Genomic DNA, 26618 nt, shown 5'->3' with positions numbered 1-26618 from the left:
GCTGACAATAGTGTCAACAAACGGGTTAGCGGATGGTTGCGTCGCTTGAACGATATCGCTCCATTGTCGTCCTGACTGGAGCCGGAATGTCCGCGGACAGTGGCGTAGCCACCTTCCGTGGTCCTGATGGTTTGTGGGAAGGGCACCGTGTCGAGGATGTCGCGACACCGGAAGCGTTCCGCCGTGACCCGGCTCTCGTTCATGCATTCTACGATGCGCGCCGGGCCAAGCTCGATAATGTCGAGCCGAACGCGGGACATCATGCTCTCGCCAGGCTAGACGCTCAGTGGCCGGGCGACCTCTTGATCGTGACCCAGAATGTGGATGATCTCCACGAACGAGCCGGAGCAAGGCGGCTGCTCCACATGCATGGCGAGTTGAAGCGCGGCTGGTGCACTGCTTGCGACAGGCGCTTCCCCTGGAGCGGACCCATGGGCGAACCTGCGGTTTGCCCAGGATGCGGCCAAACAGGACAGGTCCGCCCAGACATCGTCTGGTTCGGTGAGATGCCTTACGAAATGGAACGGATTGATGAGGCGCTCATGACCGCCGACCTGTTCGTATCGATCGGAACGTCAGGAGCGGTCTACCCCGCCGCCGGGTTCGTTCAGACCGCGCGCTACCGCGGTGCCCGCTGCCTCGAGATCAACCTGGAGCCGAGCCAAGGCAGCATCTTCTTCCACGAGACTCGGCTCGGGCGTGCCTCGGAGCTGGTGCCGGCCTGGGTTGCGGAACTGCTGACCTAATCCGTCCACTCAAGACCGATATCGCGGTACAGCCCGCGATCCTCGTCCCAGCGCGGATTGACCTTCACGTGCAGGAACAAGTGCACCTTGCGGCCGAGGTGCTCCGAGATCGCCTGTCGTGCCGCCGCGCCGATGGCCTTCAGCTTGGCGCCACCCTTGCCCAGCACGATCGCCTTCTGACTGTCGCGTTCGATCAGGATCTGCTGGTGGATGACCGTCGAGCCATCCTTCCGGTCCTCCCATTTCTCCGTCTCGACGGCTGATGCATACGGCAGCTCGGCATGAAGCTGCAGGTACAGTTGCTCCCGGGTCAGCTCGGCAGCCACCATGCGATCGGTGGCGTCGGAGAGCTGGTCCTCGGGGAAGTGCCAAGGTCCCTCCGGCATGACACTGGCCAGGTGCCGCTTCAGATCCGCGACGCCATCTCCGTCCGTCGCGGATACCATGAACACCGCTTCGGGCTGAAGCCGTTCCGCAAGCCCGGCGGCCAGGACCAGCAGTTGCTCCTTTTCGGCGAGGTCGACCTTGTTCAGGACCAGGATCCGGGGTTCAGGGCGGCTCTCCACGCCTTCGAGGACACCTTCGACCCTGGCCCCGACCTTCGCTGCGGCGTCGATCACGAGCAATACGCGGTCCGCGTCTTCGGCACCTTCCCACGCCGCTTGAACCATGGCGCGGTCGAGGCGCCGCCGCGGGGCGAAGATGCCGGGTGTGTCGACCAGAAGGATCTGCGCCTGGTCCTCAATTGCAATCCCCATCAGCCGCGCGCGCGTGGTCTGCGCCTTGGGGCTGACGATCGCGACCTTCTGGCCGACCAGCGCATTCACCAACGTGGACTTTCCCGCGTTCGGGGCGCCAAGCACCGCTACCAGTCCGCACCGCTGCGTCATCGCATCTGCTCCAGCAATGCCGCGGCCGCGGCGGTCTCCGCTTCCTGCTTGCTCGACCCCTCCGCCTCTGCAGCCCCTGCGCCGCGAATGCCGACCTTCACCCGGAACGTGGGGGAATGGTGCGCCCCAAATTGCCCCAACAATTCATATTCGGGAGCCCTGAGGCCCTTGGCGGCGGCCACTTCCTGCAGCTGGGACTTGGGATGTTGCGGAGCGCGTTTCTGACTGTCTAGATACGGCGCCCAGACGCGTCGAACGAGCGTTTCTGCCTGGTCCATGCCGCCATCGATCAGCAGGGCTCCCAGCAAGGCCTCGACGACGTCGCCAATGACGTTGTCGCTGAACGACGCACCATCTTCACGGGCCTGCTTGCCCAGGATGATCTGCGCCGGAACCCCCAGTTCCCGACCCACCTCCGCGCAGGTCTCACGAGCGACCAGCACGTTGTAACGCCGCGACATCTTGCCTTCGGGCTCATCGGGGAAACGTTCGAACAGCCAGCGGGCCACGGCCAGCCCCAGGACGCGATCGCCAAGGAACTCCAGCCGTTCGTAGCTGTCCCGTCCAGCGCTCGCATGGCTCAAGGCGCGCTCGAACAGCTTCACGTCCTTCGGGTCATGGCCGAGTGCCAGTTTGACCCAGTCCCGAACACCTCCTGCCACGGTCAGAAACCTCGGCCGATCCGGTCGGGTCGAAGCGCGGTGAACCAGGTCCATGGCTTCAGCCATTCGGCGCTCCCGTCGGTCGACCAGAAAGTCACCAGCGCCCGCCCGATTAGATTTTCCACCGGAACGTAGCCCATGCCGTAGGGCGGCGGAAATCGGCTGTCGGCACTGTCGTCCCGATTGTCGCCCATCACGAACACGGTTCCATCCGGCACCCGCACCGGTCCGAATTCGTCGGCATCGGCACGCTCGACCTGGTCGATCACCGTGTAGCTGTGGCCGTTCGGCAATGTTTCGCGATAGGTGGCGTAGAGGCAGACCTGCTGCTCGCCGCTCTGGACGATCTGGGCGCGCGCGGGTGGCACCACCCGGCAGGGGCTGTTGGGCGAGATTGGCATCGGGAACGATCCCAGAGCCTCACGAGGCAGCGGTTTCCCATTCAGCACCAGCATTCCATCGACGGTCGCGATGGTATCACCGGGGAGACCAATCACCCGCTTGATGACGTCGTTCCCCTCGGGCCCGCGAAAGACGACCACGTCACCCCGCTCCGGAAGGCTCCCGAAGACCCGCCCGCTGATGGGTGGGAAGCCGAACAGAAAGCTGGCCCGGCTGTATCCGTAAGGCCATTTCGCGACCATCAGATAGTCGCCGATGAACAGGCGCGGCAGCATCGACCCCGAGGGGATGCTGAACGGCGCCACGATGAAGCTGCGCAGGACCCAAGCGAACAGCAGGAACAGCAGCAATGTCTTGATGCTGCTGCCGGGCTTCTTCGCTGCGGAAACGGTAGTGGTGGCCATCGGCGCGCTTCTCCCGGCTGCGCAGCCCGCGGTCAAGCGCTCCCGGGCTGTGCACGGGCAGAAGGCTGGCTTTTGCACGGCGCTCTACTATGTAGCCGCCATGCCTCTGTCCGAAGCGCTCTGGTCCATCCTCACGGAGGCGGAAACCACTCCGATCACCGAACTGTTCGCGCAAGATCCGGAGCGTGTCAGTCGATTGGCGAGTGAGGTTGCCGGCATCCGCTTCGACTTCTCGAAGACCCACCTGGGTAGGTCGGTGCTCGACTCGGCAGCCCGACTTTTCGCCGAAGGAGGGCTCGCCGAGGCGCAGGACCAGCTGTTCACGGGTCAGATCATCAACCGAACCGAAGGTCGCGCCGCCGAGCATGCCGCGGAACGTGGCAGCGGCGCGCCCGAAGCGGTGCATCTCGCGGCCGAGCGTCGTCACCGGATGCGGTCCCTGATCGACGCGGTCGAGGCGGGAGCCTTCGGCGACGTCACCGGCATCCTTCATATCGGGATCGGAGGATCGGCGCTCGGACCCGCCCTGCTGGTCGATGCGCTCGGTCGACGCGAACAGCGCTACAATGTGGGCGTCCTGTCCAACATCGACGGGCAGGCCTTTGATGCCGCAGTGCAGGACCTTGATCCCGGCACGACCCTGGTCGTCCTTGCGTCCAAGACCTTCACGACGGCCGAGACGCTGCGCAATGCCCAAGCGGCTCTCGCTTGGCTCCAGGAGGGAGGTGTCGAGGATCCCTATGGCAAGTTGATCGCGGTCACGGCCTCGCCCGGGAACGCGCTCGAGTTCGGCATCGACGAAACGCGCATCCTTCCGTTCAGCGAAAGCGTGGGAGGCCGCTACTCGCTCTGGTCGGCGATCGGGTTCCCGGCGGCGCTGGCGCTGGGTTTCGCCGCTTTCGAGGAACTGCTGGAAGGGGCGGCCGAGATGGACCGTCACTTCCGTCATGCCGAGCCCGCGGCCAATGTCCCATTCCTGGCGGCGCTCTCCGACCTGTTCTACTCTCAGCGTCTCGGTTGCGAGACGCGGGCCGTATTCGCCTACGATGAGCGCTTGCGACTGCTGCCCGACTACCTTCAGCAACTCATTATGGAATCCAACGGAAAGTCGGTGACCGTGGACGGTCAGCCGCTCGGCAGGCCCAGCTCCGCCATCGTCTGGGGTGGTGTCGGGACCGATGCCCAGCATGCTGTCTTCCAGCTTCTCCACCAGGGCACTCGACTGGTGCCGGTCGAGTTCGTCGCGGTCGCGGAGGGCGACGATGATCAGGACCCGGCCCACCATCGCGAGCTCTTGCTCAACGCCTTTGCGCAAGGCGCGGCCCTGATGAGCGGTCGTGCAAGCGAGGATCCGGCGCGCCACTATCCCGGGGATCGCCCGTCCATGACGCTCCTGTTGGAGCAACTCGATCCTCGAACCCTGGGAGCATTGCTCGCCTTCTACGAGCACCGGACGTTCGCCGAAGCGGTGCTGCTGGGGATCAATCCCTTCGACCAGTTCGGCGTCGAGCTCGGCAAGAGCATCGCCCACGCCATCGACGATCCCGACCAGCTTGCCGGCTTCGATCCGTCCACCCGGGCACTGGTCGAGAAGGCTGGACTATGAGCGATTTCGACTTCGATCTGTTCGTGATTGGTGGTGGGTCCGGAGGTGTTCGGGCATCGCGGATCGCCGCGGGGCATGGCGCTCGCGTAGCGGTGGCCGAAGAGCACAAGATGGGCGGCACCTGCGTGATCCGCGGCTGCGTGCCCAAGAAGCTGCTCGTTTATGGCGCGCATTTCGCCGAGGACATCGCCGATGCCGCCATGTTCGGCTGGGACGTTCCGGAATGCCGGTTCGACTGGCCGGTCCTGCGCGACAACGTCCTTGGGGAGGTGGCGCGGCTCGAGGGCCTTTACGGAGAAACACTCGCCAACCACAAGGTCACCGTCTTCAAGGAGCGCGCGACCCTGGTCGGTCCCAACCAGGTGCGTCTGGCCTCGGGCCGCACGGTTTCCGCGGGCAAGATACTCATTGCTGTCGGTGCGCGTCCTTCCCTTCCAAAGCTGGAGGGCGTGGAGCACATCATCACCTCGAACGAGGTCTTCCACCTCGAACGTTTGCCGAAGCGCGTCGTGATCGCCGGCGGCGGTTACATCGCCAACGAGTTCGCCGGCATCTTCCACCAGTTCGGAGCGCACGTCACGATCGTGAACCGCTCCGATACGATCCTGCGCGGCTATGACGAGCAGATCGTCGATCGCCTGGTCAAGATCAGCTTGGCTAAGGGGATCGACTTCCGCTTCAATTCCGGCTTCGACCGGATCGAAAAGCAGCCGGACGGCTCCCTTCGCTGCGTCATGAAGGGCTGCGACGACATCGAAGCCGACGAGGTCCTGTTCGCCATCGGTCGTCAGCCCAACACCGAGGAGCTTGGGCTCGAGGAGGTCGGGGTCGAGGTGACCGAGCGGGGCGCGATCAAGGTGGATGCCGACAACCGATCGAGCGTCCCCTCCATCTTCGCGGTCGGTGACGTCACCGATCGCATCCAGCTCACCCCTGTCGCGATCCGTGAGGGGCATGCCTTCGCGGACACCTTCTTCGGCAACAAACCTCAGCGCGTAGACTATGGCTGCATCCCGAGCGCGGTCTTCAGCCATCCACCGATCGGCGCGGTGGGACTAACGGAGGCGCAGGCCAAGAACAGGCTTGGCGTCATTCGAACCTTCACGTCCGACTTCCGCGCGATGAAGAATGTGCTGGCGGGCCGAAACGAGCGCTCGCTGTACAAGCTCGTGGTCGACGCGGCCTCCGACGAGGTGGTTGGACTGCACATGATCGGGCCAGACGCCCCGGAAATCCTCCAAGCCGCGGCGATTGCCGTCAAAGCTCGGTTGAAGAAGACCGATTTCGACGCCACGGTGGCGCTGCATCCGACCATGGCCGAAGAACTGGTCCTGATGCGGTAAACGGATTGATCTTCTGCTCACCCTGAGTAGCGCCGCAGGCGCATATCGAAGGGCAGTGCTTCGGTACGCCGCCCGTGCGGCTACTCAGCATGAGCGGGTTGGGGGGAAGCGGAGCTAGTGCACGACGCAATCATCATCGGTGGCGGCCACAACGGCCTGACCTGCGCCTATTATCTCGCGAAGAAGGGCCTCAAGGTCGCCATCCTTGAAGCCCAGGGCACCGTTGGCGGTGCCGCGGTGACGGACGAGTTCCTGCCGGGCTTCCGCAACTCGGCGGCAAGCTACACCGTGAGCCTGCTTCAGCCCAAGGTCATCCGAGACATGCAGCTGGAGCGGCATGGGCTCAAGGTCGTCCTCAGGAAGATCGACAACTTCCTTCCCGGCGACGGCGACTATCTCCTCGGCGGCCGCAATGGCCTGACCCGGAGCGAGATCGTGCGCCACCACGCTGCCGATGGGGACGCCTACGACCGCTACATGGCGGAACTGGAGACCGTGGTCCCCCTGATCCAGAAGTGGCTCCTTAAGAGCCCGCCCGAGGCCGGGGCCGGTGTTCGCGGGCTGCCGTCCATGCTCAGCCTCGCCAACGACATGCGCGGGCTATCGACGGACCAGATCCGCATCGTCCACGAATATGCCACCAAATCGGCCGGCGACATCCTCGACCGTCACTTCAAGGGTGACCTCACCAAGGCGCTCTTCGGCTTCGATGGCGTGGTGGGGAACTTCGCCTCGCCCTATACTCCGGGTACGGCCTACGTCCTCCTGCACCATCTGTTCGGCGAGGCGGCCGGAGTGCCCGGCGCCTGGGGCCACGCCATCGGCGGCATGGGCGCAATCACCCAGGCCATGGCCCGCGCCGCGCGCGAGGCAGGCGTCGACATCGTCCTCAACTCACCCGTGGAAGAGGTCATCGTCGAGCGGGACCGCGCCGTTGGCGTTGTTGCTGGCGGCAAAGCTTGGCGCGCAGCAAGTGTTGTCGCTGGAGTCAATCCGCGGCTGCTGTTCGACAAGCTCATCCCGAAAGGAGCCGTACCGAGCGCGGTAGAGCAGCACATGACCCACTGGTCATGCGAGAGCGCCACCTTCCGCATGAACGTTGCGCTATCCGAGCTACCCCGCTTCACCGTTCTGCCGGAGAAGGGCGACCATCTCACCGCCGGCATCATCATGGCGCCGAGCCTCGATTACATGGACCGCGCCTTCATCGATGCGAAGCGGGACGGCTGGTCCAAGCAGCCGATCATCGAGATGCTGCTGCCCTCCACCCTGGACGACAGTCTGGCGCCTAAGGGCAAGCATGTCGCCAGCCTGTTCTGCCAGCACTTCCGCTACCAGCTGCCGGGCAACAAGAGCTGGGACAAGGTCCGCGAGAAGGTCGCCGATCACGTCATCGCCACGGTCGACAGCCATGCCCCGGGTTTCGCCGCCTCGGTCATTGGCCGCCAGATCCACTCGCCCCTCGACCTGGAGCGCCGCTTCGGCCTGATCGGCGGCGACATCTTCCACGGCAAGATGGGTCTCGACCAGCTCTTCAGCGCGCGGCCCATGGTCGGCGCCGCCGACTACCGCATGCCGCTGGCGGGCCTGTATCTCTGCGGCTCCGGTGCGCACCCCGGCGGCGGGGTGACGGGCGCGCCGGGACACAATGCGGCCCAGGCCATCCTGGCCGACCGCAAGCCTTGGCGGCGGCGGGCGTGACGCATACTCCCAACCCGCTCATGCTGAGTAGCCGCGCAGCGGCGTATCGAAGCACCGCTTCTCTCTTCGCGAGCGCGGACACCCCTTCGATACGCCACTCCGTGACTACTCAGGGTGAGCGGTTCTGATGAGCACCAAACCCCTCGAAGGCATTCGCGTCCTCGACCTCTCCCGTGTCCTCGCCGGACCCTGGTGCACCCAGCTCCTTGCCGACCTCGGTGCGGACGTCATCAAGATCGAGCGCCCGGGCGCCGGCGACGACACCCGCCACTGGGGCCCGCCCTGGCACGGTGAGGGCGAGGATCGCGTCGCCGCCTATTTCCTCGCCGCCAACCGCGGCAAGCGCTCCGCGGCCATCGACCTAGGCACGCCGGAAGGCGCTGACCTCGTGCGCCGCCTCGCCGCCAAATCCGACGTCCTCGTCGAGAACTTCAAGGTCGGGGGTCTCAGCAAGTTCGGCCTGGACGCCGCCACTCTTCGAGCAGCCAACCCCCGCCTGATCTACGCCAGCATTACGGGCTTCGGCCAGGATGGCCCGTACGCGGATCGCGCCGGCTACGATTACATCATTCAGGGCATGAGCGGGCTGATGAGCATCACCGGCCAGCCCGACGGCGCCCCCGGCGGCGAGCCGATGCGGGTCGGCGTGGCGGTCGTCGACCTGTTCACCGGCATGTACACCGCCAGCGCCATTCTTGCCGCCCTGGTCCGCCGCGGCGTAACGGGGGAGGGCGCCACCATCGACAGCGCGTTGTTCGACGTCAGCCTTGCCATGCTCGCCAACCAGGCAAGCAACGCGCTGGTGTCGGGCCAGGACCCGCCGCGACAGGGCAACACTCACCCCAACATCGTGCCCTACCAGCCGTTCGCCTGCGCCGATCAGCCCCTCATCATCGCCGTCGGCAACGATCGCCAGTTCGCCCGCCTTGCCGCCATCCTGGGAGCCTCCGAATGGGCGCAGGACGAGCGCTTCGCCACCAACGCCGCCCGCGTCGCAAACCGGGCCGACCTCATCCCGCTGATCGAGCAGCGCCTCAAGGAACGCCCCGCCGCCGACTGGTTCGCCGAGCTAGACGCCGCCGGCATCCCCGCCGGTCCAATCAACACAATCAGCCAGGCCCTCGCCGACCCGCAAGCAGCCTACCGCGAAATGGTCCAGCACCTGAACAGCTTCCGCCTCGTCGGCTCACCCCTGCGGCTGGATGGAGAGCCCGCCGGTGCGGATCGCCCACCCCCTAGGCTCGGCGCGCACACCGAAGAGGTGCTGGCGGAGGTGGAGTAAGCGAGGACCAGGGTGTCCGCTTACGACCCATTGCCGACATTCGGTGGCCGAGCCATTCATCCTCAATGAGCGAACAAAAGCCAGCCAGCCCATGGTTCGGAGAGCGGCATCCGGTCCTAACGACCTTGATACTGGTCTTTGCGGCTGGTGCCCTCGGAGGAGCAATTCTAACGAACAGTAATCGCGTCCTCGGAGGTCTTTTGGGCGGGACTGGCGGTGTCATGCTCTTCGTTCTGCTAAGCGCAATCTTGGCCCTTGTCATAACTCTGGTGCAGTTGCTCATCCGGGATGTTCGCAAGCGAGCGCCTACCGCTCAACCGGCAGAAGACCTACCACTCGGTCGGCGCTTGAAACGCAATTTCGAACGGGCCACGGAACTCTGGATTTTGGGTTGGCAGTAGCGTCCGCTTTCCACCCATTCGCGACATTCCGGCCGAACGTCTGAAATCGACCTATTGCGGACGTTAACCACTCCGATAGGGTCGTCCTATGCTCGCCCGAATTACTCGCGCCAGTTTGGGTGCAGGTCTCGCTGCAGTTCTGCTTGTGAGCTGTTCTGCGGCAGAGAAGGGTAAGGAAGAACTCCCGTCGGCAACTAGGCAGATGACTCCAGTGCCAGCGAAGGAGTTGCTGGCTCGTATACCCGGTCACTTTATTGATGAGCGACCCTACCCTTGCGACGTAGGGCCGCTGATTATCCAGGCAGACGGTACATTCATAAAAGCGAGCGGATGGGGGGACACCTATGGCCGCTTCACAGTTTCTGATGGCCGCATGAGCTTTGACGGCTGGACGGGAAACAGGAGCGGGCCCGAGGCACACCAGAAGTTCAGCGTGGAGTTCCTCCGAGATGGGTCCGGCGAACTGTACTTCCGTATGCCTGAGGATAGTCAGTTCCGACCGCTTCTACTCACTCCAAGCGACGAGAAGACATTGGATCTCTCCTGCGGAGAGTAACTCCCCACATACGTCGGATGAGGGAGATCGAACGTCCGCTTTCCACCCACTCCCGACCTAAGTCAGCTAGGGCAGTTCGCGCGAACGGCGAACAACTGGATCGATGAGAATGAAGATCAATCTATCAGCGCTCCGAAGGATGTGGAGGATGACTGTGCTGTCCTATGGGGTAGCAGTTCTCTCGATGATCCTGATGTTCTCGTTTAAGGAACAACTGCGCTTTGAAGTGACCTTTCTGGAGGTGTTCCTTTTCGCGCTCGCCGGGGGTCTTCTGATAGGTTTCGCCTATCTGGTGAAGCGGTCAGTTGGGTGAGCAGGTAGGGCGGAGCACCCGAGGCGAGCTGAGCCGGAATGAGCCCATGGCGCATCTCTGCTTCCCCCCGGCGGACGTTCGCATCACCCTTGAACAGTAGGATTTCGCCTGCTCCAATTCGTACCGCGGCTCACCGCATGTTCCTTCTCAGCCCAGCCGCGCAGCATGGTGGGGCTTGGCGTGACCGTGAACATTGTGAACATTCGCGCGCGGACCCAGTGCCGCTGCGTTCAGCTTCGCGCAACCGGGCAGTTGCAAGGGAGTTGACGATAGCGATCAACCTGGGAGTGTGCCGCGAAAGCTGGCGCAGAGAGCGTGCACGTTAGACTGATGTTCGGCCTTGCTGCGGTGAGCCTCGTCGCCCTTTCGCCCGCGCAGGCGGCCGAGCCGCGCGGCGATGAACCCATTGCCGTCCCGCGCACCATCAAGCAGGGCATCGACTTCGTCTACGTCGATCCGCAGATGAGCACCGTGGCGCGCAAGAAGCAGCGGCCGCAGAACTGGCTGGCCCGGATCTTCAACCCCGCGGCCTCCCGCCGCAACCAGCCGAACCCCATGTTCCTCGACCTTGCACGGGGGCTGCAGCAATATCAGGCAAGCTGGGGCAGGCTTCCGCAGGTCAAGGTCTCGGCCGGCCCGGCGCTGAAGCGCGGATCGACCGGCAAGCGCGTGGCGGCGCTGCGCCAGCGGCTCGGGCTGCCCGCGGCTGGGGGCTACGACGATCGGGTCGCCCAGCTGGTCTCCGCCTATCAGCAGGTCCATGGCCTCGGGAACCCCGACGGAGTTGCCGGTCGGGCGACCATCGCGTCCCTGAACCGTGGCTCGACCTATTACGCGCGCCGGATCGCGATCAACATGGAGCGGGCCTGGCGCTTGCCGACCACCGGTACCTTCGATCGCTATGTTGTGGTGGATAGCGGCTCGGCCCAGACGTACCTGTTCCAGCGCGACCGGCTTGTGGACGGCATGAAGGTGATCGTCGGCGCGCCGGAGAGCAAGACGCCGATGATGGCCGTGCTGATGCGCAACGCCAAGGCGAACCCTTACTGGCACGTTCCGCCGGACCTGATCCGCAGCATGACCGCCAAGAAGGTCAAGGAGATGGGGCCGTCCTACTTCCAGCAGTTCCATTACGAGGTGCTGTCCGACTGGGGTCCCAACGCGCGACGGGTCGACCCGAAGACGATCAACTGGCGGGCGATCGCGTCGGCCCGCAAGGAGCCGACTATCCTGGTCCGCCAGAAGCCGGGTCCGTGGAATTCGATGGGCGAGATGAAGTTCGAGATGCCGAACGACTTCGGCATCTACCTCCATGACACGCCACTCAAGGAGAAGTTCAACCTGACCGACCGCTGGATCAGCAACGGCTGCGTCCGGCTGCAGGATTACCGCCGGTTCGCCACCTGGGTCTTCCCGCGCGGTGTCCAGCCGAGCTCGCAGCCCGAGCAGGTCATCCCGCTGCCACGGCCCGTGCCCATCTACATGACCTACCTGACGGTGGCGCCTAGCCCCAATGGCGTCGTGTTCCGGGGCGATCCGTACGGTTTCGACGCGCAGGCCATGCCGCAGATGTTCGGTCCGCAGCTGCGGGTTGCGTCCGCCAGCTAGAGCGTGGGGGCGCCACCCTCACCGTAGCGCGACTGGATGAAGCGGCCCTGCGTCTGGAATGCGTCCATGTCGCGCTTGGCGAGCCGTTCGCCGACTTCGCCCAAGGCCGATCGGGCAGCCCCGAGCCCTTCGACCAGCCGCTGATCGACGGTTAGCCCTTCGGCGTCCGGTTCGCCGCGGTACGCCGGCGGGACGTTGACGTAGCGCTCGATCAGCCCCGGCAGGTGGACGCTCATCAACCGCCGCGCATCCTGCGCATCGGGGTCGAGCGGATCGACCCGCTCCAGCGTCGCCTTCAAGGTGCCCAGCTCCGCGCTGATCCCATCGACAACGGTCTGCGCAGGGGCGGGGAGGGCTCGGCGGGTCTTGTAGAGATAGCTGTCGAACCGCTGCACCATCTCGCCATTCGGTACGTCCTGCGGCACGGTCGGGGTGGCGTCGTCGCCCGGCCAGAAGAAGAGCAGCGCGGCGATCCCGATCGCGATGCCGACGGCGGCCAGGAAGCCCAGGATGCCGATCGGGGTGATCAGCCCGACGATGATCGTCAGGATGGAGATGACTCCCACGGCCACCCCAATGGCGGCAACCCGGCGGCCAAGGGCACGATTTACCCTTGCCCGCTCCCGGCGGCGCTGCGCCGCGACCGCACCGCCCTTCTCGTCCAGCGAGCGGTTCACCCGCTCGACCATCTCGAGCGTGCGCTCGACCTTGCGGGTAAGCTCCGTGCTCACTTCACCTCGAGCGGACTGAGCACAGATGGGCCTTCCAGCCGGCCCTGCTGGGCACCCTCGGCCCGGGCGATATAGCCGCGCGACTTCTCCACTTCATTGCCCAGCGTGTTGACCGTCTGCTTCATGTTCTCGAGCGCCTTCAGCTTGAACGCGTCGATCGAGTCCATGGTATCGTAGATGTTCTGGAATGCCCGCTGCAGCGTCTCCAGCGGGATGGTCGAGCTCGCCGCCTGCTCGTGGATCGCGGCCGACTGCGTGCGAAGCATCTCGCCGGTGGAATCGATCATGCCCGCGGTGGTGGTGTTGAGGGCCCCGATCTGCTCCAGCACCAGCCGCTGGTTGGTGAGGGCCTGTGCCACCGTCACTGCAGTCCTCAGCGCCGAAACGGTGGTCGTCGACGCGCGATCGACGCCCTTCACCAGCTCGACGTTGTTCTTCTTGACCAGATCCAGCGCCAGGTAGCCCTGCACGGTGACCGCCATCTGCGTCAGCAGGTCGGTGGTGCGCTGCCGCGTGTAGAACAGCGCCGTTTCGCGGATCGCCTTGGCCTTGGCCGGTTCGGTCGCGTCCAGCTCGTTCGCCTTGTCCTCCAGCTTGCCGTCGAGCGCCTTGGAAATGTGGATCATCTGCTCGAGGCGATGCATCGTCTTCCACAGGTTGGCGCGCTCGGTGTCGATCGCCGCATTGTCCATCAGCAGTTCGTCCTTGCCGGACTGCAGCCGCGCCAGGATCTGCGCGATGTGGGTCTGCGAGGACTGGTATTGGCGGAAGTAGTTCTGGATCTTGTTTCCGAACGGAATCAGCCCGAACAGCTTGCGGCCTGGGCTCATGGCGCCGTTGCGCTTGGGGTCGAGCGCCTCCACCGTCCGACGCAGCTCCGTCAGATCCGCGCCAATCCCCGTGTCGCTGTCGATCGCCTTGACCGGCCGGTCGAGGAAGCGATTGGAGGCGCCCGCCGCCTCCGCAATCTCCTTGCGGCCCATGGCGGTCAGCTGGTCGACCTTCTTGCCGAACTCCGGGCTGTTCGCATCGAGCGCAACCAGGTCGTTCACGAAGGAGTCCACCCGCTCCTCGAGCTGATCCCGCTCCTTGTCCTTCAAGGGGACGAGACCGGCTGCCTCGGCCGGGGCAACGGGCTGAAGGACGTCGGGCGGATCGAGCTTCAGCCTGGTCTCCGTCGCGGTGGTCGTCGTGGCCATTCTCACTCCCTTTCGCTCAGAGCGGCAAGATGGCCACCAGCCATCCTCCGCGCAAGCGTCGCAGCTGTATTATAGGTATATAACAGCAGCCTGCAAGAAGCGCTCCGGATGCCTTCGAACTTGTGGGGAAGCTTTCGTTAACCCTGTTCCTGAAGCATTTGCTCACCGTAACCCGCGTAATCCGGCACCTGAAGCAAGCGGGGACGCCTGCCTGCAGTGGGAGCGAGACGCGGATGAAGAGCTTTCTGAAGAAGCTTTTTCGCAACGAGCGGGGCAATGCCCTCATTATCGCGGCGCTGGGAATGCCGTTGCTGATCGGCTTCGCCGGCCTTGCGAACGACACCATTCAGTGGAGCTTGTGGAAGCGGCAGCTACAGCGCCAAGCGGATAGCGCGGCGCTCGCCGGCGTCTACGCACGGTTCGCAAGCCAGAATCTCAACACGGCGGTCACCAACGACCTCGCCAAGAACAGCCGCACCGGTATCGCATTCGCCACCGGCTATCCGATCGTCACGCCATTGGCTGACGCAGCCAACTGGGATCGGCCGGTGCAGGTCACGCTAGCCGTTCGCCAGGCTTTGCCGTTCTCCAAATTCTTCATGTCGACAGCGCCGCTGATCGAGGCGACGGCCATCGCCGGCGGTATCGAGACGGGCGAATACTGCGTTGTCAGCCTGGAGAACACCAGCTCCACGGGCATCACTGCGGGCGGTAACACGAACGTCGACTTCGGCTGCGGCATGATCACCAATTCGGTATCGATGGACGCGGCAATCGCTTTCGGCAGTTCGCAGGTGAAGGCAACCCCGATCGCCGCTGTGGGTGGTTTGGACAGCACCGACAACTGGGCCAGCGGCACGACCCTGATGCCGTTCACGCTGCCGCAGCCGGATCCCTTCGCCGACATCGATCCGCCGCCGATCCCCAACTCCGGCTGCAACAACTTCAGCGATAGTCCCAACAGCGTCACGACGATCAATGCGAAGCAGTCCGACGGCACCACGCCGACCTGCTTCAATAACCTCACACTCAAGGGAGACGTGACGTTCAGCCCTGGCGTCTACGTGATCAAGGGCGACATGAACGTGAACTCAAGCGCGCACATCAAGTGCACCGGCTGCACGTTCGTTCTGACCGATGATCCGGCGTCGGGAACCGGAACCGTCGACATCAACGGCGGCGCGGAGCTCGACCTAAGTGCGCCCACGGAGGGTCAGCCGTACCAGGGCATCCTGTTCTACCAGAACCGCGGTGCACCCCAGACCACCAGCAAGATCAACGGCAATAGCCAGTCGACTCTGCAAGGGGCCTTTTACTTCCCCAACTCCCAAGTGGAATATACGGGAACGGCCGGCCTGGTGTTCAACTGCGTGCAGCTGGTCGTCCGCCGCGTGACCTTCATGGGCAACTCCAAGCTGCTGAACAACTGCCCCGCGAACAGCGGAACGCCGGATATTACCGGCCACCATGTGAGGCTCGTGGGCTGATGGCGCACCGCATCACTAGCCTCCGCTCGGACGAGCGCGGCACCTCGGTGATCGAGTTGGCCCTCGCGGCCCCGATCCTGGCCGTGCTGACCATCGGCATCATCGATCTCAGCAATGGCTTCTCCGAAAAGCTGCGGCTGGAGCAGGCCGCGCAAAGGGCGGTCGAGAAGGTGATGAACGGCCGCGCCATCCTCAGCATGAACACCACGGGGAACACCACCACCATGGGTGCCCTGAAGACGGAAGCGGCATCGGCGGCTGGCGTTCCGGATACGAACGTCACAACTGACTTCTGGCTGGAGTGCAACGGTACCCGGAACTCGACGTACTATACGACCTGCACCAACTACGCGCGTTACATGTCGGTCAGCATCACCAAGACCTACACACCGTTCTTCAATTACAAATTCCACAACCGGACAGCGAACACCTACACGCTGACCGGCGCAGCCACGGTGAGGATCCAATGATCCGTAAACTCCGCCGCAACGAAGAGGGTGCATCGGCGACCGAGTTCGCACTGGCGTTCCCGGTCCTCGTCACGATGATGTGGGGCATCTTCCAGTTCGGCGTGCTGTTCGGCTCTGACGCCGGCATGCAGCACGCGCTGGGTGAAGGCGCGCGCTTCGCCACGATCTGGCCGTCTCCGACCGACGCGCAAATCAAGCAGCGCATGACGGACAAGCTGTTCAAGATGGGTTACGGCACCTTCACGATCAGCGATCCGGTACGCCCGCTCACCGGCGGCACGGTCAATCTGCAGATCACCTACACGATGACCCCGAACTTGCTGTTCTTCAGCTTGCCGCCGGTCACGCTGACTCGGCAGAAGACCGCTTACCTCACGACCTAGGCGCTGGCGCGCTTTGCGAAGAAGGCCATGATCGCCTGCCTGACCTCGTCGGAGGTCAGGCGTTCGGAGAAGTGTCCGTTCTCCCAGTTCATGCGCTCCAGCACATGGTCCTGCGAATGGCCGCGCAGCAGCCGCTGGGTCAGCCGGACCGCTTGCGCCGGCTTGGCGAGCAGCGATTGCACGACCCGCTCCAGGGTGACTGCCAGTTCACCCGCGCCCGCGCGATGGCTGACCAGACCGTAGCGCTCGGCTTCCTCCACCCCGAACGGTTCGCCCAGCAGGAGGTGCTTGGCCGCGACGCGACGTCCGGCCAGCTGAGGCAGGATCAGCGAACTCGCCGCCTCCGGCACCAGGCCGAGGTCCGTGAACGGCATCACGAACCGGCTGCCTTCTTCCGCGACCACCAGGTCGCAATGGAACAGCATGGTGGTCCCGATCCCCACCGCATTGCCGTGCACGGCCGCAATCAGCGGCACCTGATTGACGGCGAGCGCCCGCAGCAGGCGCCACACCGGGATGTCGCCTCCGTCCTGAGGAAGCGCGTTCATGAAATCGGCAAGATCGTTGCCGCCGGTGAAGTCCACGCCCGCGCCCTCGAGCGTGATGACGCGGATCGACTCGTCCCCGGCGGCCTGCTCCATCGCGTCTGCCAGCGCTGCATACATGGCGACCGTGATCGCGTTGCGCCGCTCCGGCCGGTTCATCGTCAGCGCAAGGTGCGGCCCTCGCCGCTCCACTAGGACATGCTCGGTCATGGACGCCCTTGTGCCCAGCCGCTAAGGCCCGCGCAACTGCCCCATAGCCCAGGACGATGTGATGAAGTTCTTCGCCGACACCGCCGAGATCGCCGAGATCCGCGAGCTTGCCGAGACCGGGCTGCTCGATGGCGTGACCACCAACCCGACGCTGGTGCACAAGTCCGGACGCGACTTCATCGAGACCATCCGCGAGATCGCTGCCATCTGCCCGGGCCCGGTCAGCGCTGAAGTGGTCGCGCTGGACCATGACGGGATGATGCGTGAGGCGGATATCCTGCGCGCTATCGCTCCGAACATCACGATCAAGGTTCCGCTCACGTCCGCCGGCCTGAAGGCCTGCCGGGCGCTGACCGACGGTGGCACGATGGTCAACGTCACGCTGTGCTTCTCGGCCGCTCAGGCCCTGATCGCGGCCAAGGCGGGCGCGACCTTCATCTCTCCGTTCGTCGGCCGGCATGACGATGTCGGGTTCAACGGAATGGACCTAATCGCCGACATCCGTATGATCTACGACAATTACGACTTCGCCACGCAGATCCTGGTCGCCAGCGTCCGCCATCCGATGCACGTCGTGGAAGCGGCGAAGCTCGGCGCGGACGTGATGACGGCGCCGCCCAAGATCATCCACCAGCTCTATAAGCACCCGCTGACCGACAACGGCATCGCCAGCTTCCTCAAGGACTGGGAAGCCACGGGACAGAAGATCGGGTGAGTCCAGCTACTTCCCCTTTGGGGGAGATGTTAGCGCGTCAGCGCTGACAGAGAGGTCATGACCTCGCCACTGGAAATTAACCTTCCGTCGCGTACACTCCTTGGCATGGCGCGCGTGATCCACTTCGAAGAGCATGCCCTGGCCCGGCTGCGCGCCCGCGTGGCTGCTGCCGAGGAAGCCAACCAGGATCTCATAGCCTTTGCGCGTGGCCATTCCGGTGCGGTCAGTTCGATTCACCACGCCGTGGTCGCGGTGATGGAGGCGGAGAGCTGGGACGCGCTGCTCCATGTCGTAACTCAGGAGTGGCCGCTGATCCTGGGCCTCGACGCGGTTGCTCTGGCCCTTGTGGTCGGAGATCGCGGCTTTCGGGTGGATGCGGGCGGCGTCCAGATGGTCGATGCAGCGCTGTTGCAACGATCGCTGGACCAGGTGGACGGCGTCGTCCTGCGCGGTGTGGAGCGCGGACATCCGCTGTTCGGACCGGCGTGCGACCTCATCCGGGCGGAAGCGCTGATCCGGCTCGACGGCGATGCTCCGGGCGGCCTGATCGCGCTCGGACAGCGTGCGCAGCAGAGCCTGGATGCGCGCCACAACAGCGAATTGCTGATGTTCCTCGGCCGGAGTCTGTCGGCTATGATCCGCCGGTGGATGAGCGAAGCCTAGACCCGCAACCCGTTTCGGCCCTGGCCGCCAAGTTCGGCGGCCATCTCGCCCACGACCGCCGCCGCAGTGCTCACACGGTGCGCGCCTATGTCGCGACGGCACACCGGTTCATCCAGTTCCTTGGGCGACATCGCGGCGAGTCGATCGGCCGCTATGCTCTCCTCAACGTCGATCCGACGGACCTCCGCGCTTTCCTGGCGGATCGGCGGGCAAGCGGCCTGGGCCCCTCCTCGGCGGCACGGGAGCTGTCCGCCGTGCGTGCCTTCCTGACCTTCGCCGCGGAAGATGCGGGCGAGCAGCCGCAGTTGCCTCGCACCCGCGCGCCGCGCCGTCCTCGTACCCTGCCGCGCCCGGCGTCTCCGACCGACGCGGTTGCCCTCGCGGAAGATGCGGGGGAGGGTGCCTCCCAACCATGGATCGGAGCCCGGGACCTCGCCATCCTGCTGCTGCTCTATGGCTCGGGCCTTCGGATCGCCGAAGCGCTGTCACTGACTGCCCGGGTGCTGCCGCTCGGCTCCACGCTGCGGATCGTGGGCAAGCGGAACAAGCCGCGGGTCGTTCCACTCATCCCCGCGGTGCGCGACGCGATCAACGACTATGTGAAGCAATGCCCGTGGCCAGTTCGGGGCGACGGCACGCTGTTCGTCGGAGCACGAGGCGGTCCGCTCAATCCCGACCTGGTGCGTCGTGCAGTGCAGGCTGCGCGGCGCCGGCTGGGTTTGCCCGACACCCTCACGCCGCACGCGCTTCGCCACAGCTTCGCCACGCATCTGCTGGCGCGCGGCGCGGATCTCCGCTCGCTCCAGGAGCTGCTGGGCCACGCCAGCCTGTCCTCGACGCAGATCTATACGGGAGTCGACGCGGCCCACCTGCTGGACGTCTACCGGAACGCCCATCCGCGGGCCTGAGGTTCGCCCGCGCGCTCCTGCAGTGTGGGGTTGAGCAGAAGCGCGCGGGACGTCGCCCTTCTGACCGGCAGAGCTTACCGGAACGGTAGCCCTCGCTCCGTTCTGGAGTGGATCAGCCTTCGTTATGCGGCTTGTAGCGCCACACGCGCCACAGGTAGCCGATCACCAAAGTGATGATGACGGCGTTCGACACGGGCCCGACAAACCGGTCCACATCGCCGAAGTTCTCGCGAAGCTGATAGCCGGCGGTGGCCAGCATTGCCGTCCAGCCCGCCGTACCGATGGTGGACGCGATGAAGAAGCTCTTGAACCGCATCTTCAGCAGGCCCGCCGGGACGGAGACCAGGCTCCGCACCGTCGGGAGCATCCGGCCGAGGAAGACGAAGAAGGTGCCGTGAAGCCGGAACCAATGCTCCGCCCGCTCCACGTCGCGCCAACTCATCGTCAGCCAGCGGCCGTGCTTGTCGATGAAGGGCCGGAGGCGAATAATCCCGAGCGCCCGCGCGGCCAGGTACCAGACGATGTTGCCTAGCATCGCTCCCGCGGTGCCGCTGGCGATCACCCAACCCAGCGACATCCGGCCCTGCGAGGCGGCGACACCGGCGACCGGCATGATGACTTCCGAAGGAATCGGCGGGAACACCGTTTCCAGGAACATCAGGAAGGCGACGCCCAGATAGCCGGACTGCTCGATCAGGCGGATGACCCAGTCTGCCACGTCAGGCGGCGATCTGCTGGGCGTGGCGGCGCTCGATCGCGTCCCAGATGAGGCCCGCGCTGTTGATGCCGTTGAATCGGTCCAGCGCAACGATGCCCGTTGGGGAGGTTACGTTGATCTCCGTCAGACGCCCCCCGATGACGTCGATGCCGACGAACAGCAGTCCGCGTGCCTTCAGTTCCGGTCCAAGCGCCGCGCAAATCTCCTGCTCGCGATCGGTCAGCTCGGTGGGATGCGCGGTACCACCCGCCGCCAGGTTCGAGCGGATCTCGCCCTTGCCCGGGACGCGGTTGATCGCTCCGATCGGCTCGCCGTCCACCAGGATGATGCGCTTGTCTCCGTCTGCCACGGCAGGAAGAAAGGCCTGCGCAATGAAGGGTTCCTTCCAGACCTCACTGAACAGTTCGGCCAGGGCCCGCAGGTTGGTCCCGTCTGGACCCACGCGGAAGACTGCCGCCCCCGCATTGCCGTGAAGCGGCTTCAGGACGATCTCCCCATGCTTGGCGTGGAAGGCCTCCAGCTGCTCCTGCGAGCGGGTAATCAGCGTCGGCGGCATGAAGTGCGCAAAGTCGAGAACGAACAGCTTTTCCGGGGCGTCGCGCACGCTGCGCGGATTGTTGATGACCAGGGTCTTGCCTTCGAGCCGCTCGAGCAGGTGCGCGGCGGTGATGTAGGCGACGTCGAAGGGCGGGTCCTGGCGCATCAGGACCACATCGACGTCCGCTTCGAGGTCCAGGCTAGCGGCCGGCTCCGCGCTGAAGTGATTTCCCTCCACCCGCTGGACGCGCACCGCCCGCGCCGTGGCTCGCAGCCGGCCTTCCTCGTAGGACAGGTCGTCGGCAAGATAATGGTGCAACCGGTGGCCCCGAGCCTGCGCCTCGAGCATCAGGGCGAAGGTCGAGTCTCCGGGAATGGAGATCGACTCCAGCGGGTCCATCTGGACAGCGACGGTCAGGCTCATGCCGGGCGCGTAAGCGAGCGCAGCCGCTTTGTCACCCGGCCCAGACGTCCGGCACGTGCCGCGGGAGCTTGCCCGGCACCATGTACAAGGCATCGATCCGCACCGTGTCGCAGCCTTCGCCATAGCGCGGGGCAAGGCGCTCCGCCGCCACCGCCACCCGGCGCAGCCGGCTGCGATCGAGAGAAATGGCGGCGCTCGCCGAATCTGCGCGCGCCTTCACCTCCACGAACGCCAGGGTCCGTCCGCGCCGGACGACAAGGTCCACCTCACCGCCGGGAACGCGGGCCCGGCGTGCCAGGATGCGCCAGCCATGAAGTCGCAGCCACCACGCGCCCAGCGTCTCCGCCCGACGTCCCCTTTCTTCGGCTTGCCGGCGGCTAGAGCGCAACCGGCGTCTCGGGCTTGGGGCAGCGCAGGAATGTCACGGACTTGCCGCCCGGCAGCACCTTTCGCATGCGGTCCGCCGCCAGGCGCACGACCTGCGCACTGTCCTCGCTCGCGGACAGAAGCTCGTCGACGGGCACGCGGTCAGGGGAGCGATCGAGTTCGTAGACGCGATTGTCGCGCAGCACCCAATATCCCTCACGGTCGCCATGGGAGAAGGTGCTGTCCGCCCGATAGAAAAGGGCGGACCAGCTTGCGCAGCCGTCGAGACTGCGCCGCTTGGGGTCGGCCTGCTCGACCCACAGGCCTGTCAGCCACTCCGTGCTGGGCTTGGCGGCTTGCGGCTGGGCGGCGAGCAAAAGGGCGGCAACGGCGATCATCGATCAGGTCCAAGGGTCAGGGCCCGGGCATAAACCCGCTTGCGCGGCAGGTTGAGCAGCTCGGCCACGTGGGCGGCAGCGCGCGATGCAGTCATCGAGGTTAAGGCTGCCTGAAGCGCGGCGTCCAGTTCCTCATCGCTCGCGGCTTCCCGCTCCGGAGGCGGACCCACGACGATCACGATCTCGCCCTTGGGTGCGGCGCCGGCATAGCGGTCCGCCAGTTCGGCCAGCGTGCCGGTGCGGCATTCCTCGTGCAGCTTGCTGATCTCGCGAACCACGGCGGCATCGCGGCTACCCAGCCCGTCTCTCAGCGCCAGGAGGGCCTCGCCAAGGCGCGGACCGCTTTCGTAGAGCACCAGGCTGGCGCGAATGGAGGCGATTTCCGCAATCGCCTCCCCGCGGGCCTTGGCCTTGGCCGGCAGGAAGCCGACGAACAGGAAGCGGTCGGTTGGCAGCCCCGCAAGCGTCAGGGCCGCCACGGCCGCGCATGGTCCGGGAATGGTGTGTACCTGGTGCCCCGCCACCCTGGCAGCGCGCACGAGCTTGTAGCCCGGGTCGGAGATCAGCGGCGTTCCCGCATCGCTGATCAGCGCCACCGCCTCATTCGCCAGGCGAGCGAGCACGGCGTCGCGGTCCGCCTCGCTGCTATGGTCGTGGTAGGTCCACATCGGCGCCGTCGCGCCGGTGTGGGCGAGGAGCTTGGCGCTGACCCTCTTGTCTTCCGCCAGGATCAGGCTCGCGCCGCGCAGCGTCTGGGCGGCACGGGGCGAAAGGTCGCCGAGATTGCCGATCGGCGTCGCGACGATATAGAGGCCTGGGGGTAGGGATGCGTTCATTGGAGTTGCGGGACATGACATCTTCCTCACCTCGCCTGCAAGCACGTCGCCTGTTCGTCCTATCGGCGATCGCCTCTGTCGCACTGACGGCCTGCCAGACCGGGCCCCGGCGAGGTCCAGTTGCGCCCCCGCCGCCGCAGAAGCTGGAAGTCGCCGTGCTGGTCCCGCTGACGGGGGAGGATGCCGCTGTCGGTGAAGCCATCTCCAACGCGGCCAAGCTCGCGCTGTTCGATACGAACAACCAGCAGATCCAGCTGAGCATCTTCAACACGGCGGAAGGCGGCGCGGCGGCTGCCGCCAGCCGGGCCCTTGCCCAAGGCAACCAGCTCATCCTGGGACCCTTGCTCTCCGACGAAGTTCGCGCGGTCGCCCCCTTGGCGCAGCGTGCGCGCGTGCCGGTGATCGCTTACTCCAATGACGCACAGGTGGCGGCGCCCGGTGTCTACATTCTCGGCTTCAGCCCGGCACAAGCGATCGAGCGGGTGGTCCTCCACGCCCGGCAGCAGGGTGCCACACGGTTCGCCGCGCTGGTCCCCGCCGGCATGTATGGCGAGCGGTCGAGCCGTGCCTTCCTCTCCGCAGTCCAGCGCGCGGGTGGCCAGGCCGTCGCGGTCGAGACCTACGGCACGGTTGCAGACGCCCGTGCCGCCGCGCGGCGCCTGGGCAACCGGGGCGCCGTCGATGCGGTCCTGATCGCCGACGGCGGGCGGGCAGCAGCGAGCATCGCGCCTTCCGTTCGCGTCGGCCCACGCCTGCTGGGGACCGAGCTTTGGGCTTCGGACCGGACGCTCGGCTCCACCGCTCGCCTTCGCGGTGCCTGGTACGCCGCTGCGCCGGATGCCCGGTTCCAGCAGCTCGTGACCCGCTACCGCGCACGCTACGGCAAGGCGCCGATGCGGCTTGCGAGTTTGGGCTATGACTCAATGCTTCTGACCGTACGCGCGGCGCGCACCTGGCAACCGGGCCGGCGCTTCCCGGTGCGCGCCCTCAACGAACCGGAAGGTTTCGCTGGTGTCGACGGCATTTTCCGCTTCGGCCGGGACAATGTCGCACAACGGGCATTCGAGGTACGGCAGGTCACGTCCGGAGGTTCGACCGTGGTGTCTCCGGCGCCCGGCAGCTTCCCGAACTAAGCTCTTCACGCGGCACTGAAAAAGAGTCATTCTGCTCCCGCAACTGTTCGGGAGCAGGAGCTATGTTGTCTCTTCTCGTGATGGCTGCCGCAGTTTCGGCAGCCCCCAGTCAGGCGTCCATCAACAGCAATCGGCAGGCGTTCAACAGCTGCATCCAGGAAGCTACGGCAGCGGCCAAGCAGAGCAAGGTCGCGGTGGACGGCTACGAAGCCTTCGTGATGGGACGCTGCGAAGCGCAGGCCACGGCCCTCAAGAACGCGCTGATCGGTTTCGACGTATCGAACGGCGTGGCGCGGAAGACTGCCACCAGCGATGCGCAGATGATGATCGAAGACCGGCTCGCCGGCGCAAAGGACAATTACCAGCTGCGCATGACCGCCAACTAGGCCGCGATCTCCGCCAAGATCCGGTCGAGCAATAGTCGCCCCTGCGGAGTTACGGCGAGCCGTGACTCGCTTCGCACGACAAGGCCCAGATCCGACAGGCGCCTCACCGCCGCTTCATCAATGAGTCGCTCGGCCCCGGTCCGGTCGGCAAGGCCCGCCGGATCGATGCCCTCGGCGAGCCTCAGACCCATCACCAGCGCTTCGTCGGCACGCTCCTGCGGTGTCAGTTGAGCCTCTTCCACCATCCCGTGACCGTTGCGCCGCAGTCCTGACAGGAAATTCTCCGGCTTGCGATGCCGCACGGTGCGCATCCCCAGCCGTCGGCCGTGGGCCCCCGGCCCCACGCCGACATAGTCGCCATAGCGCCAATAGGTCAGGTTGTGGCGGCTCTCCTGTCCGGGCCGGGCATGATTGCTGATCTCGTACAGCGGCAATCCGGCGGCGCTCGTCGACTCCTGTGTCAGTTCGAACAGGTCCGCTGCCGCATCCGGATCGAGCGGCTCGAACTTGCCTGCCGCGTGCAGCGCCGCGAAGCGCGTCCCCGGCTCGATCGTGAGCTGGTAGAGCGACAGGTGCCCTGTCCCGAACGCGAGCGCGCGCTCCAGCATCGCACGCCACTCATCCGCCGTCTGTCCCGGCAGTGCATAGATCAGGTCGAAGCTGACCCGGCGGAAGTGGCGCTGGGCCACCTCCAGCGCGGCGAGACCCTCGGCCGAGGAATGCGCCCGCCCGAGGAAGCGCAGCGCCGCATCGTCCAGCGACTGCAAGCCAAGGCTTACGCGGTTCACACCTGCCGCCGCGAGGTCGGCGAATCGCGCGGCCTCGACCGAAGACGGGTTGGCCTCCAGCGTGATCTCGAGTTCACCGGCAGGGCTCCAGTGGCGCCCGGCTGCCTCGATGATGGCGGCGACCGTGTCCGGCTCCATCAGCGATGGAGTTCCGCCGCCGCAGAAGATGCTCGTCAGCCGGCGGTCCGGCAGCAGTGCAGCCTCATGTGCCAGGTCCGCCAGCAGTGCCTGGCGCCATTCGTCCTGGTCGATGCTGTCGCGCACATGGCTGTTGAAGTCGCAATAGGGGCACTTGGACACGCAGAACGGCCAGTGCACGTACAGGGCAAGGTCAGCCGCCAAGCCACTTCACCAGCTTGGCAAACGCATCCGCCCGATGGCTGATCGCATGCTTTGCGGCGGGCTCCATCTCGCCAAACGTCTGCTCGCCGCCAACCGGCACGAACATCGGATCATAGCCGAAGCCCCTGTCCCCACGGGGCGGCCAGACGAGCGTCCCATACACCTTCCCTTCGAAGCTCTCGGCCTGTCCGTCCTCCGGCCACGCCAGCGCCAGCGCGCAAACGAAGTGCGCGTCATGGCCCGCATCCGGCCCCTGCGCCTCGACCTCGCGCCAGACCCGCTCCATTGCGCGCGCCCAATCCCGGTTGCCCGCCTCGTCTTCCGCCCAGCGCGCCGAGAAGATGCCGGGCCGTCCACCCAACGCATCCACCGCCAGGCCGCTGTCATCGGCCAGCGCCGGAAGACCGGAGAGGTCCGCCGCCTGCCTTGCCTTCAGGTCGGCATTGTCCACAAAGGTCGTCCCCGTCTCCTCCGGCTCGGGCAGGTCCAGCTCCGCGGCACCGACGCACTCGATCCCGAACGGCTCCATCAGCTCGCGGATCTCCCGCAGCTTGCCGCTGTTGTGGGTCGCGATGACCAGCTTGGGGCCGATCGTCCTCATCGTCCGACTGCCTGCCGCTGAGCCGCGAAGATGTCGTTGCAGCCGATCCGTGCCAGCCTCAGCAGGCGCAGGAGTCCTTCCTCGTCGAACGTCTCGCCCTCCGCCGTCAGCTGCGCCTCGACGATCGCGCCATCGGCGGTAAGCACGAAATTGCCGTCGCTGCCCGCAGTCGAATCCTCCAGGTAATCGAGGTCCAGCACCGGCGTACCCTGGTGGATGCCGCAGGAAACGGCCGCTACTTGCGTGCGGATCGGGTCGCCTGACAGCTGTCCCATGATCCCATCCACCGCCAGCCGCAGCGCTACCCAGGCCCCACTGATCGCCGCGGTCCGCGTGCCCCCATCGGCCTGGATGACGTCGCAGTCGAGCACGATCTGCCGCTCGCCGAGCTTCTGGAGGTCCGTCACAGCCCGCAGCGAACGCCCGATTAGTCGCTGGATTTCCTGCGTGCGGCCGGACTGCTTACCCTTGGCCGCCTCGCGCGCGCCGCGGGTGTGGGTCGCCCGGGGTAGCATCCCGTACTCGGCCGTGACCCAGCCCTGGCCCTTGCCGCGCAGGAACGGCGGAACCTTTTCCTCGAGTGACGCGGTGACCAGCACCCGCGTGTCGCCAAAGCTCACGAGACAGCTCCCCTCCGCGTGGCGTGTGAAGCCGGGTTCGAACGAAAGGGTACGCATCTGGTCAGGCGCGCGGCCGCTGGGGCGCATGGGGACTCCTCAAGGTTGTTCGCGGGCGCTTTAGCGCCGTGGAGACGTCATTGCGAGCCAGCTAGGTAATCGCTCGTCCTGAGCGGAGCGCAGCGAAGTCGAAGGGCGTTTCGCCGGGAGCGCCCTTCGACTACGGCTCTCCGAGCCTCCGCTCAGG

The 26618-nt window shown here is 65.6% G+C and carries 29 protein-coding genes; 15 read left to right on the top strand and 14 right to left on the bottom strand.

The features are described 5' to 3' along the window. Window positions 1–32 precede the first annotated feature (32 nt). Window positions 33–746, top strand: coding sequence for an NAD-dependent deacylase (locus JT720_RS09405; protein ID WP_205481013.1), 714 nt, complete (start codon window positions 33–35; stop codon window positions 744–746). Here JT720_RS09405 and era read toward each other — a convergent pair. Genes era through lepB form a run of 3 tightly spaced genes read right to left on the bottom strand, consistent with a single transcriptional unit; the run spans window position 743 to window position 3104 of the window. Continuing rightward, window positions 743–1636, bottom strand: a complete 894-nt coding sequence (gene era, locus JT720_RS09400) for a GTPase Era (protein WP_205481012.1) — start codon at window positions 1634–1636, stop codon at window positions 743–745. The genes JT720_RS09405 and era overlap by 4 nt on opposite strands. Then, window positions 1633–2298, bottom strand: coding sequence for a ribonuclease III (rnc, locus tag JT720_RS09395; protein ID WP_336511983.1), 666 nt, complete (start codon window positions 2296–2298; stop codon window positions 1633–1635). Before rnc ends, era begins: the two co-directional genes overlap by 4 nt. Window positions 2299–2300: 2 nt before the next feature. Then, window positions 2301–3104 carry a signal peptidase I gene (lepB, locus tag JT720_RS09390; RefSeq protein ID WP_205481011.1) on the bottom strand — a complete coding sequence of 268 codons (804 nt, stop codon included), beginning with the start codon at window positions 3102–3104 and terminating at the stop codon, window positions 2301–2303. Between the two features lie 100 nt (window positions 3105–3204). On the opposite strand from lepB, the gene pgi reads away from it, so the two are divergent. The 6 genes from pgi (at window position 3205) to JT720_RS14165 (ending at window position 11914) form a co-directional block, all read left to right on the top strand. Next, complete coding sequence (gene pgi / locus JT720_RS09385; protein WP_205481393.1) at window positions 3205–4710, top strand: glucose-6-phosphate isomerase; 1506 nt, start codon at window positions 3205–3207, stop codon at window positions 4708–4710. Beyond that, a complete protein-coding gene (gene gorA / locus JT720_RS09380; RefSeq protein WP_205481010.1) occupies window positions 4707–6053 on the top strand; it encodes a glutathione-disulfide reductase in 1347 nt (448 codons plus the stop codon). Before pgi ends, gorA begins: the two co-directional genes overlap by 4 nt. Window positions 6054–6170: 117 nt before the next feature. Beyond that, window positions 6171–7754, top strand: coding sequence for an FAD-dependent oxidoreductase (locus tag JT720_RS09375; protein ID WP_205481009.1), 1584 nt, complete (start codon window positions 6171–6173; stop codon window positions 7752–7754). Window positions 7755–7881: 127 nt separating this feature from the next. Beyond that, on the top strand, window positions 7882–9036 hold the full coding sequence (locus JT720_RS09370; protein WP_205481008.1) for a CaiB/BaiF CoA transferase family protein: 1155 nt from the start codon (window positions 7882–7884) through the stop codon (window positions 9034–9036). A 1105-nt stretch (window positions 9037–10141) separates the two neighbouring features. Continuing rightward, window positions 10142–10306 (top strand): hypothetical protein, encoded by a 165-nt coding sequence (locus JT720_RS09365; protein WP_205481007.1) that lies wholly within the window; start codon window positions 10142–10144, stop codon window positions 10304–10306. A gap of 315 nt (window positions 10307–10621) precedes the next feature. Continuing rightward, a complete protein-coding gene (locus JT720_RS14165) occupies window positions 10622–11914 on the top strand; it encodes a L,D-transpeptidase family protein (RefSeq protein ID WP_205481006.1) in 1293 nt (430 codons plus the stop codon). Here JT720_RS14165 and JT720_RS09355 read toward each other — a convergent pair. After that, the gene (locus JT720_RS09355) at window positions 11911–12645 is read right to left on the bottom strand and encodes a hypothetical protein (protein WP_205481005.1); all 735 of its coding nucleotides are present in this window, start codon (window positions 12643–12645) and stop codon (window positions 11911–11913) included. The two genes, JT720_RS14165 and JT720_RS09355, sit on opposite strands and share 4 nt — an antisense overlap. Next, complete coding sequence (locus JT720_RS09350) at window positions 12642–13844, bottom strand: toxic anion resistance protein (protein ID WP_205481004.1); 1203 nt, start codon at window positions 13842–13844, stop codon at window positions 12642–12644. Before JT720_RS09350 ends, JT720_RS09355 begins: the two co-directional genes overlap by 4 nt. Before the next feature lie 233 nt (window positions 13845–14077). Between JT720_RS09350 and JT720_RS09345 the strand changes: the two genes are divergently transcribed. The 3 genes from JT720_RS09345 to JT720_RS09335 are packed head-to-tail and all read left to right on the top strand — an operon-like array spanning window position 14078 to window position 16184. Beyond that, window positions 14078–15331 carry a pilus assembly protein TadG-related protein gene (locus tag JT720_RS09345; protein WP_205481003.1) on the top strand — a complete coding sequence of 418 codons (1254 nt, stop codon included), beginning with the start codon at window positions 14078–14080 and terminating at the stop codon, window positions 15329–15331. Next, entirely contained in the window at window positions 15331–15801 is a 471-nt protein-coding gene (locus tag JT720_RS09340) for a TadE/TadG family type IV pilus assembly protein (RefSeq protein WP_205481002.1), read from the top strand. The genes JT720_RS09345 and JT720_RS09340 overlap by 1 nt, the downstream gene beginning before the upstream one ends. Next, window positions 15798–16184, top strand: coding sequence for a TadE/TadG family type IV pilus assembly protein (locus tag JT720_RS09335; protein WP_205481001.1), 387 nt, complete (start codon window positions 15798–15800; stop codon window positions 16182–16184). Before JT720_RS09340 ends, JT720_RS09335 begins: the two co-directional genes overlap by 4 nt. Here JT720_RS09335 and JT720_RS09330 read toward each other — a convergent pair. Continuing rightward, window positions 16181–16939 (bottom strand): enoyl-CoA hydratase-related protein, encoded by a 759-nt coding sequence (locus JT720_RS09330; RefSeq protein WP_205480999.1) that lies wholly within the window; start codon window positions 16937–16939, stop codon window positions 16181–16183. The genes JT720_RS09335 and JT720_RS09330 overlap by 4 nt on opposite strands. Window positions 16940–17000: 61 nt before the next feature. On the opposite strand from JT720_RS09330, the gene fsa reads away from it, so the two are divergent. The 3 genes from fsa (at window position 17001) to JT720_RS09315 (ending at window position 19225) form a co-directional block, all read left to right on the top strand. Further along, window positions 17001–17654, top strand: coding sequence for a fructose-6-phosphate aldolase (fsa, locus tag JT720_RS09325; protein WP_205480997.1), 654 nt, complete (start codon window positions 17001–17003; stop codon window positions 17652–17654). A 105-nt stretch (window positions 17655–17759) separates the two neighbouring features. Continuing rightward, complete coding sequence (locus JT720_RS09320; RefSeq protein WP_205480995.1) at window positions 17760–18317, top strand: DUF484 family protein; 558 nt, start codon at window positions 17760–17762, stop codon at window positions 18315–18317. After that, the gene (locus JT720_RS09315; protein WP_336511982.1) at window positions 18299–19225 is read left to right on the top strand and encodes a tyrosine recombinase XerC; all 927 of its coding nucleotides are present in this window, start codon (window positions 18299–18301) and stop codon (window positions 19223–19225) included. Before JT720_RS09320 ends, JT720_RS09315 begins: the two co-directional genes overlap by 19 nt. Before the next feature lie 112 nt (window positions 19226–19337). Here JT720_RS09315 and JT720_RS09310 read toward each other — a convergent pair whose 3' ends face one another. Genes JT720_RS09310 through rsmI form a run of 5 tightly spaced genes read right to left on the bottom strand, consistent with a single transcriptional unit; the run spans window position 19338 to window position 22504 of the window. Further along, complete coding sequence (locus JT720_RS09310) at window positions 19338–19943, bottom strand: VTT domain-containing protein (RefSeq protein WP_205480993.1); 606 nt, start codon at window positions 19941–19943, stop codon at window positions 19338–19340. Window position 19944: 1 nt separating this feature from the next. Beyond that, the gene (gshB, locus tag JT720_RS09305; RefSeq protein ID WP_205480991.1) at window positions 19945–20904 is read right to left on the bottom strand and encodes a glutathione synthase; all 960 of its coding nucleotides are present in this window, start codon (window positions 20902–20904) and stop codon (window positions 19945–19947) included. A gap of 31 nt (window positions 20905–20935) precedes the next feature. Beyond that, window positions 20936–21292: a YraN family protein gene (locus JT720_RS09300; RefSeq protein WP_205480989.1), complete on the bottom strand. Its 357-nt coding sequence runs from the start codon at window positions 21290–21292 to the stop codon at window positions 20936–20938. After that, window positions 21282–21668 (bottom strand): hypothetical protein, encoded by a 387-nt coding sequence (locus JT720_RS09295; protein ID WP_205480987.1) that lies wholly within the window; start codon window positions 21666–21668, stop codon window positions 21282–21284. Before JT720_RS09295 ends, JT720_RS09300 begins: the two co-directional genes overlap by 11 nt. Further along, window positions 21665–22504 carry a 16S rRNA (cytidine(1402)-2'-O)-methyltransferase gene (gene rsmI, locus JT720_RS09290; protein WP_205480985.1) on the bottom strand — a complete coding sequence of 280 codons (840 nt, stop codon included), beginning with the start codon at window positions 22502–22504 and terminating at the stop codon, window positions 21665–21667. Before rsmI ends, JT720_RS09295 begins: the two co-directional genes overlap by 4 nt. 14 nt (window positions 22505–22518) lie before the next feature. Here rsmI and JT720_RS09285 point away from each other — a divergent pair, with 14 nt between their 5' ends. Together JT720_RS09285 and JT720_RS09280 are read left to right on the top strand one after the other, a co-directional pair. Continuing rightward, the gene (locus JT720_RS09285) at window positions 22519–23637 is read left to right on the top strand and encodes a penicillin-binding protein activator (protein ID WP_205480983.1); all 1119 of its coding nucleotides are present in this window, start codon (window positions 22519–22521) and stop codon (window positions 23635–23637) included. A 62-nt stretch (window positions 23638–23699) separates the two neighbouring features. Further along, window positions 23700–24023 carry a hypothetical protein gene (locus JT720_RS09280; RefSeq protein WP_205480981.1) on the top strand — a complete coding sequence of 108 codons (324 nt, stop codon included), beginning with the start codon at window positions 23700–23702 and terminating at the stop codon, window positions 24021–24023. Here JT720_RS09280 and hemW read toward each other — a convergent pair. The 3 genes from hemW to rph are packed head-to-tail and all read right to left on the bottom strand — an operon-like array spanning window position 24020 to window position 26461. Beyond that, on the bottom strand, window positions 24020–25153 hold the full coding sequence (hemW, locus tag JT720_RS09275; protein WP_205480980.1) for a radical SAM family heme chaperone HemW: 1134 nt from the start codon (window positions 25151–25153) through the stop codon (window positions 24020–24022). The genes JT720_RS09280 and hemW overlap by 4 nt on opposite strands. After that, a complete protein-coding gene (gene rdgB / locus JT720_RS09270) occupies window positions 25143–25754 on the bottom strand; it encodes an RdgB/HAM1 family non-canonical purine NTP pyrophosphatase (RefSeq protein WP_205480978.1) in 612 nt (203 codons plus the stop codon). The genes hemW and rdgB overlap by 11 nt, the downstream gene beginning before the upstream one ends. Continuing rightward, window positions 25751–26461: a ribonuclease PH gene (gene rph, locus JT720_RS09265; protein WP_205480977.1), complete on the bottom strand. Its 711-nt coding sequence runs from the start codon at window positions 26459–26461 to the stop codon at window positions 25751–25753. The genes rdgB and rph overlap by 4 nt, the downstream gene beginning before the upstream one ends. Window positions 26462–26618: the final 157 nt, after the last annotated feature.

The sequence above is a fragment of the Sphingomonas arenae genome, from assembly GCF_016924655.1.
GTDB classification, from domain to species: Bacteria; Pseudomonadota; Alphaproteobacteria; order Sphingomonadales; family Sphingomonadaceae; genus Sphingomicrobium; species Sphingomicrobium arenae.
This window is presented reverse-complemented; position numbering and strand designations above follow the sequence as displayed.

What these genes read in the sequence shown, in the direction of transcription:
- JT720_RS09405 (WP_205481013.1), top strand. Translation starts at nt 33, where the DNA reads ATGGTTGCGTCGCTTGAACGATATCGCTCCATTGTCGTCCTGACTGGA.
- era (WP_205481012.1), bottom strand. Translation starts at nt 1,636, where the DNA reads ATGACGCAGCGGTGCGGACTGGTAGCGGTGCTTGGCGCCCCGAACGCG.
- lepB (WP_205481011.1), bottom strand. Translation starts at nt 3,104, where the DNA reads ATGGCCACCACTACCGTTTCCGCAGCGAAGAAGCCCGGCAGCAGCATC.
- pgi (WP_205481393.1), top strand. Translation starts at nt 3,205, where the DNA reads ATGCCTCTGTCCGAAGCGCTCTGGTCCATCCTCACGGAGGCGGAAACC.
- gorA (WP_205481010.1), top strand. Translation starts at nt 4,707, where the DNA reads ATGAGCGATTTCGACTTCGATCTGTTCGTGATTGGTGGTGGGTCCGGA.
- JT720_RS09370 (WP_205481008.1), top strand. Translation starts at nt 7,882, where the DNA reads ATGAGCACCAAACCCCTCGAAGGCATTCGCGTCCTCGACCTCTCCCGT.
- JT720_RS09365 (WP_205481007.1), top strand. Translation starts at nt 10,142, where the DNA reads ATGACTGTGCTGTCCTATGGGGTAGCAGTTCTCTCGATGATCCTGATG.
- JT720_RS09350 (WP_205481004.1), bottom strand. Translation starts at nt 13,844, where the DNA reads ATGGCCACGACGACCACCGCGACGGAGACCAGGCTGAAGCTCGATCCG.
- JT720_RS09345 (WP_205481003.1), top strand. Translation starts at nt 14,078, where the DNA reads ATGAAGAGCTTTCTGAAGAAGCTTTTTCGCAACGAGCGGGGCAATGCC.
- JT720_RS09340 (WP_205481002.1), top strand. Translation starts at nt 15,331, where the DNA reads ATGGCGCACCGCATCACTAGCCTCCGCTCGGACGAGCGCGGCACCTCG.
- JT720_RS09335 (WP_205481001.1), top strand. Translation starts at nt 15,798, where the DNA reads ATGATCCGTAAACTCCGCCGCAACGAAGAGGGTGCATCGGCGACCGAG.
- JT720_RS09330 (WP_205480999.1), bottom strand. Translation starts at nt 16,939, where the DNA reads ATGACCGAGCATGTCCTAGTGGAGCGGCGAGGGCCGCACCTTGCGCTG.
- fsa (WP_205480997.1), top strand. Translation starts at nt 17,001, where the DNA reads ATGAAGTTCTTCGCCGACACCGCCGAGATCGCCGAGATCCGCGAGCTT.
- JT720_RS09320 (WP_205480995.1), top strand. Translation starts at nt 17,760, where the DNA reads ATGGCGCGCGTGATCCACTTCGAAGAGCATGCCCTGGCCCGGCTGCGC.
- gshB (WP_205480991.1), bottom strand. Translation starts at nt 20,904, where the DNA reads ATGAGCCTGACCGTCGCTGTCCAGATGGACCCGCTGGAGTCGATCTCC.
- JT720_RS09295 (WP_205480987.1), bottom strand. Translation starts at nt 21,668, where the DNA reads ATGATCGCCGTTGCCGCCCTTTTGCTCGCCGCCCAGCCGCAAGCCGCC.
- rsmI (WP_205480985.1), bottom strand. Translation starts at nt 22,504, where the DNA reads ATGAACGCATCCCTACCCCCAGGCCTCTATATCGTCGCGACGCCGATC.
- JT720_RS09285 (WP_205480983.1), top strand. Translation starts at nt 22,519, where the DNA reads ATGACATCTTCCTCACCTCGCCTGCAAGCACGTCGCCTGTTCGTCCTA.
- JT720_RS09280 (WP_205480981.1), top strand. Translation starts at nt 23,700, where the DNA reads ATGTTGTCTCTTCTCGTGATGGCTGCCGCAGTTTCGGCAGCCCCCAGT.
- rdgB (WP_205480978.1), bottom strand. Translation starts at nt 25,754, where the DNA reads ATGAGGACGATCGGCCCCAAGCTGGTCATCGCGACCCACAACAGCGGC.
- rph (WP_205480977.1), bottom strand. Translation starts at nt 26,461, where the DNA reads ATGCGCCCCAGCGGCCGCGCGCCTGACCAGATGCGTACCCTTTCGTTC.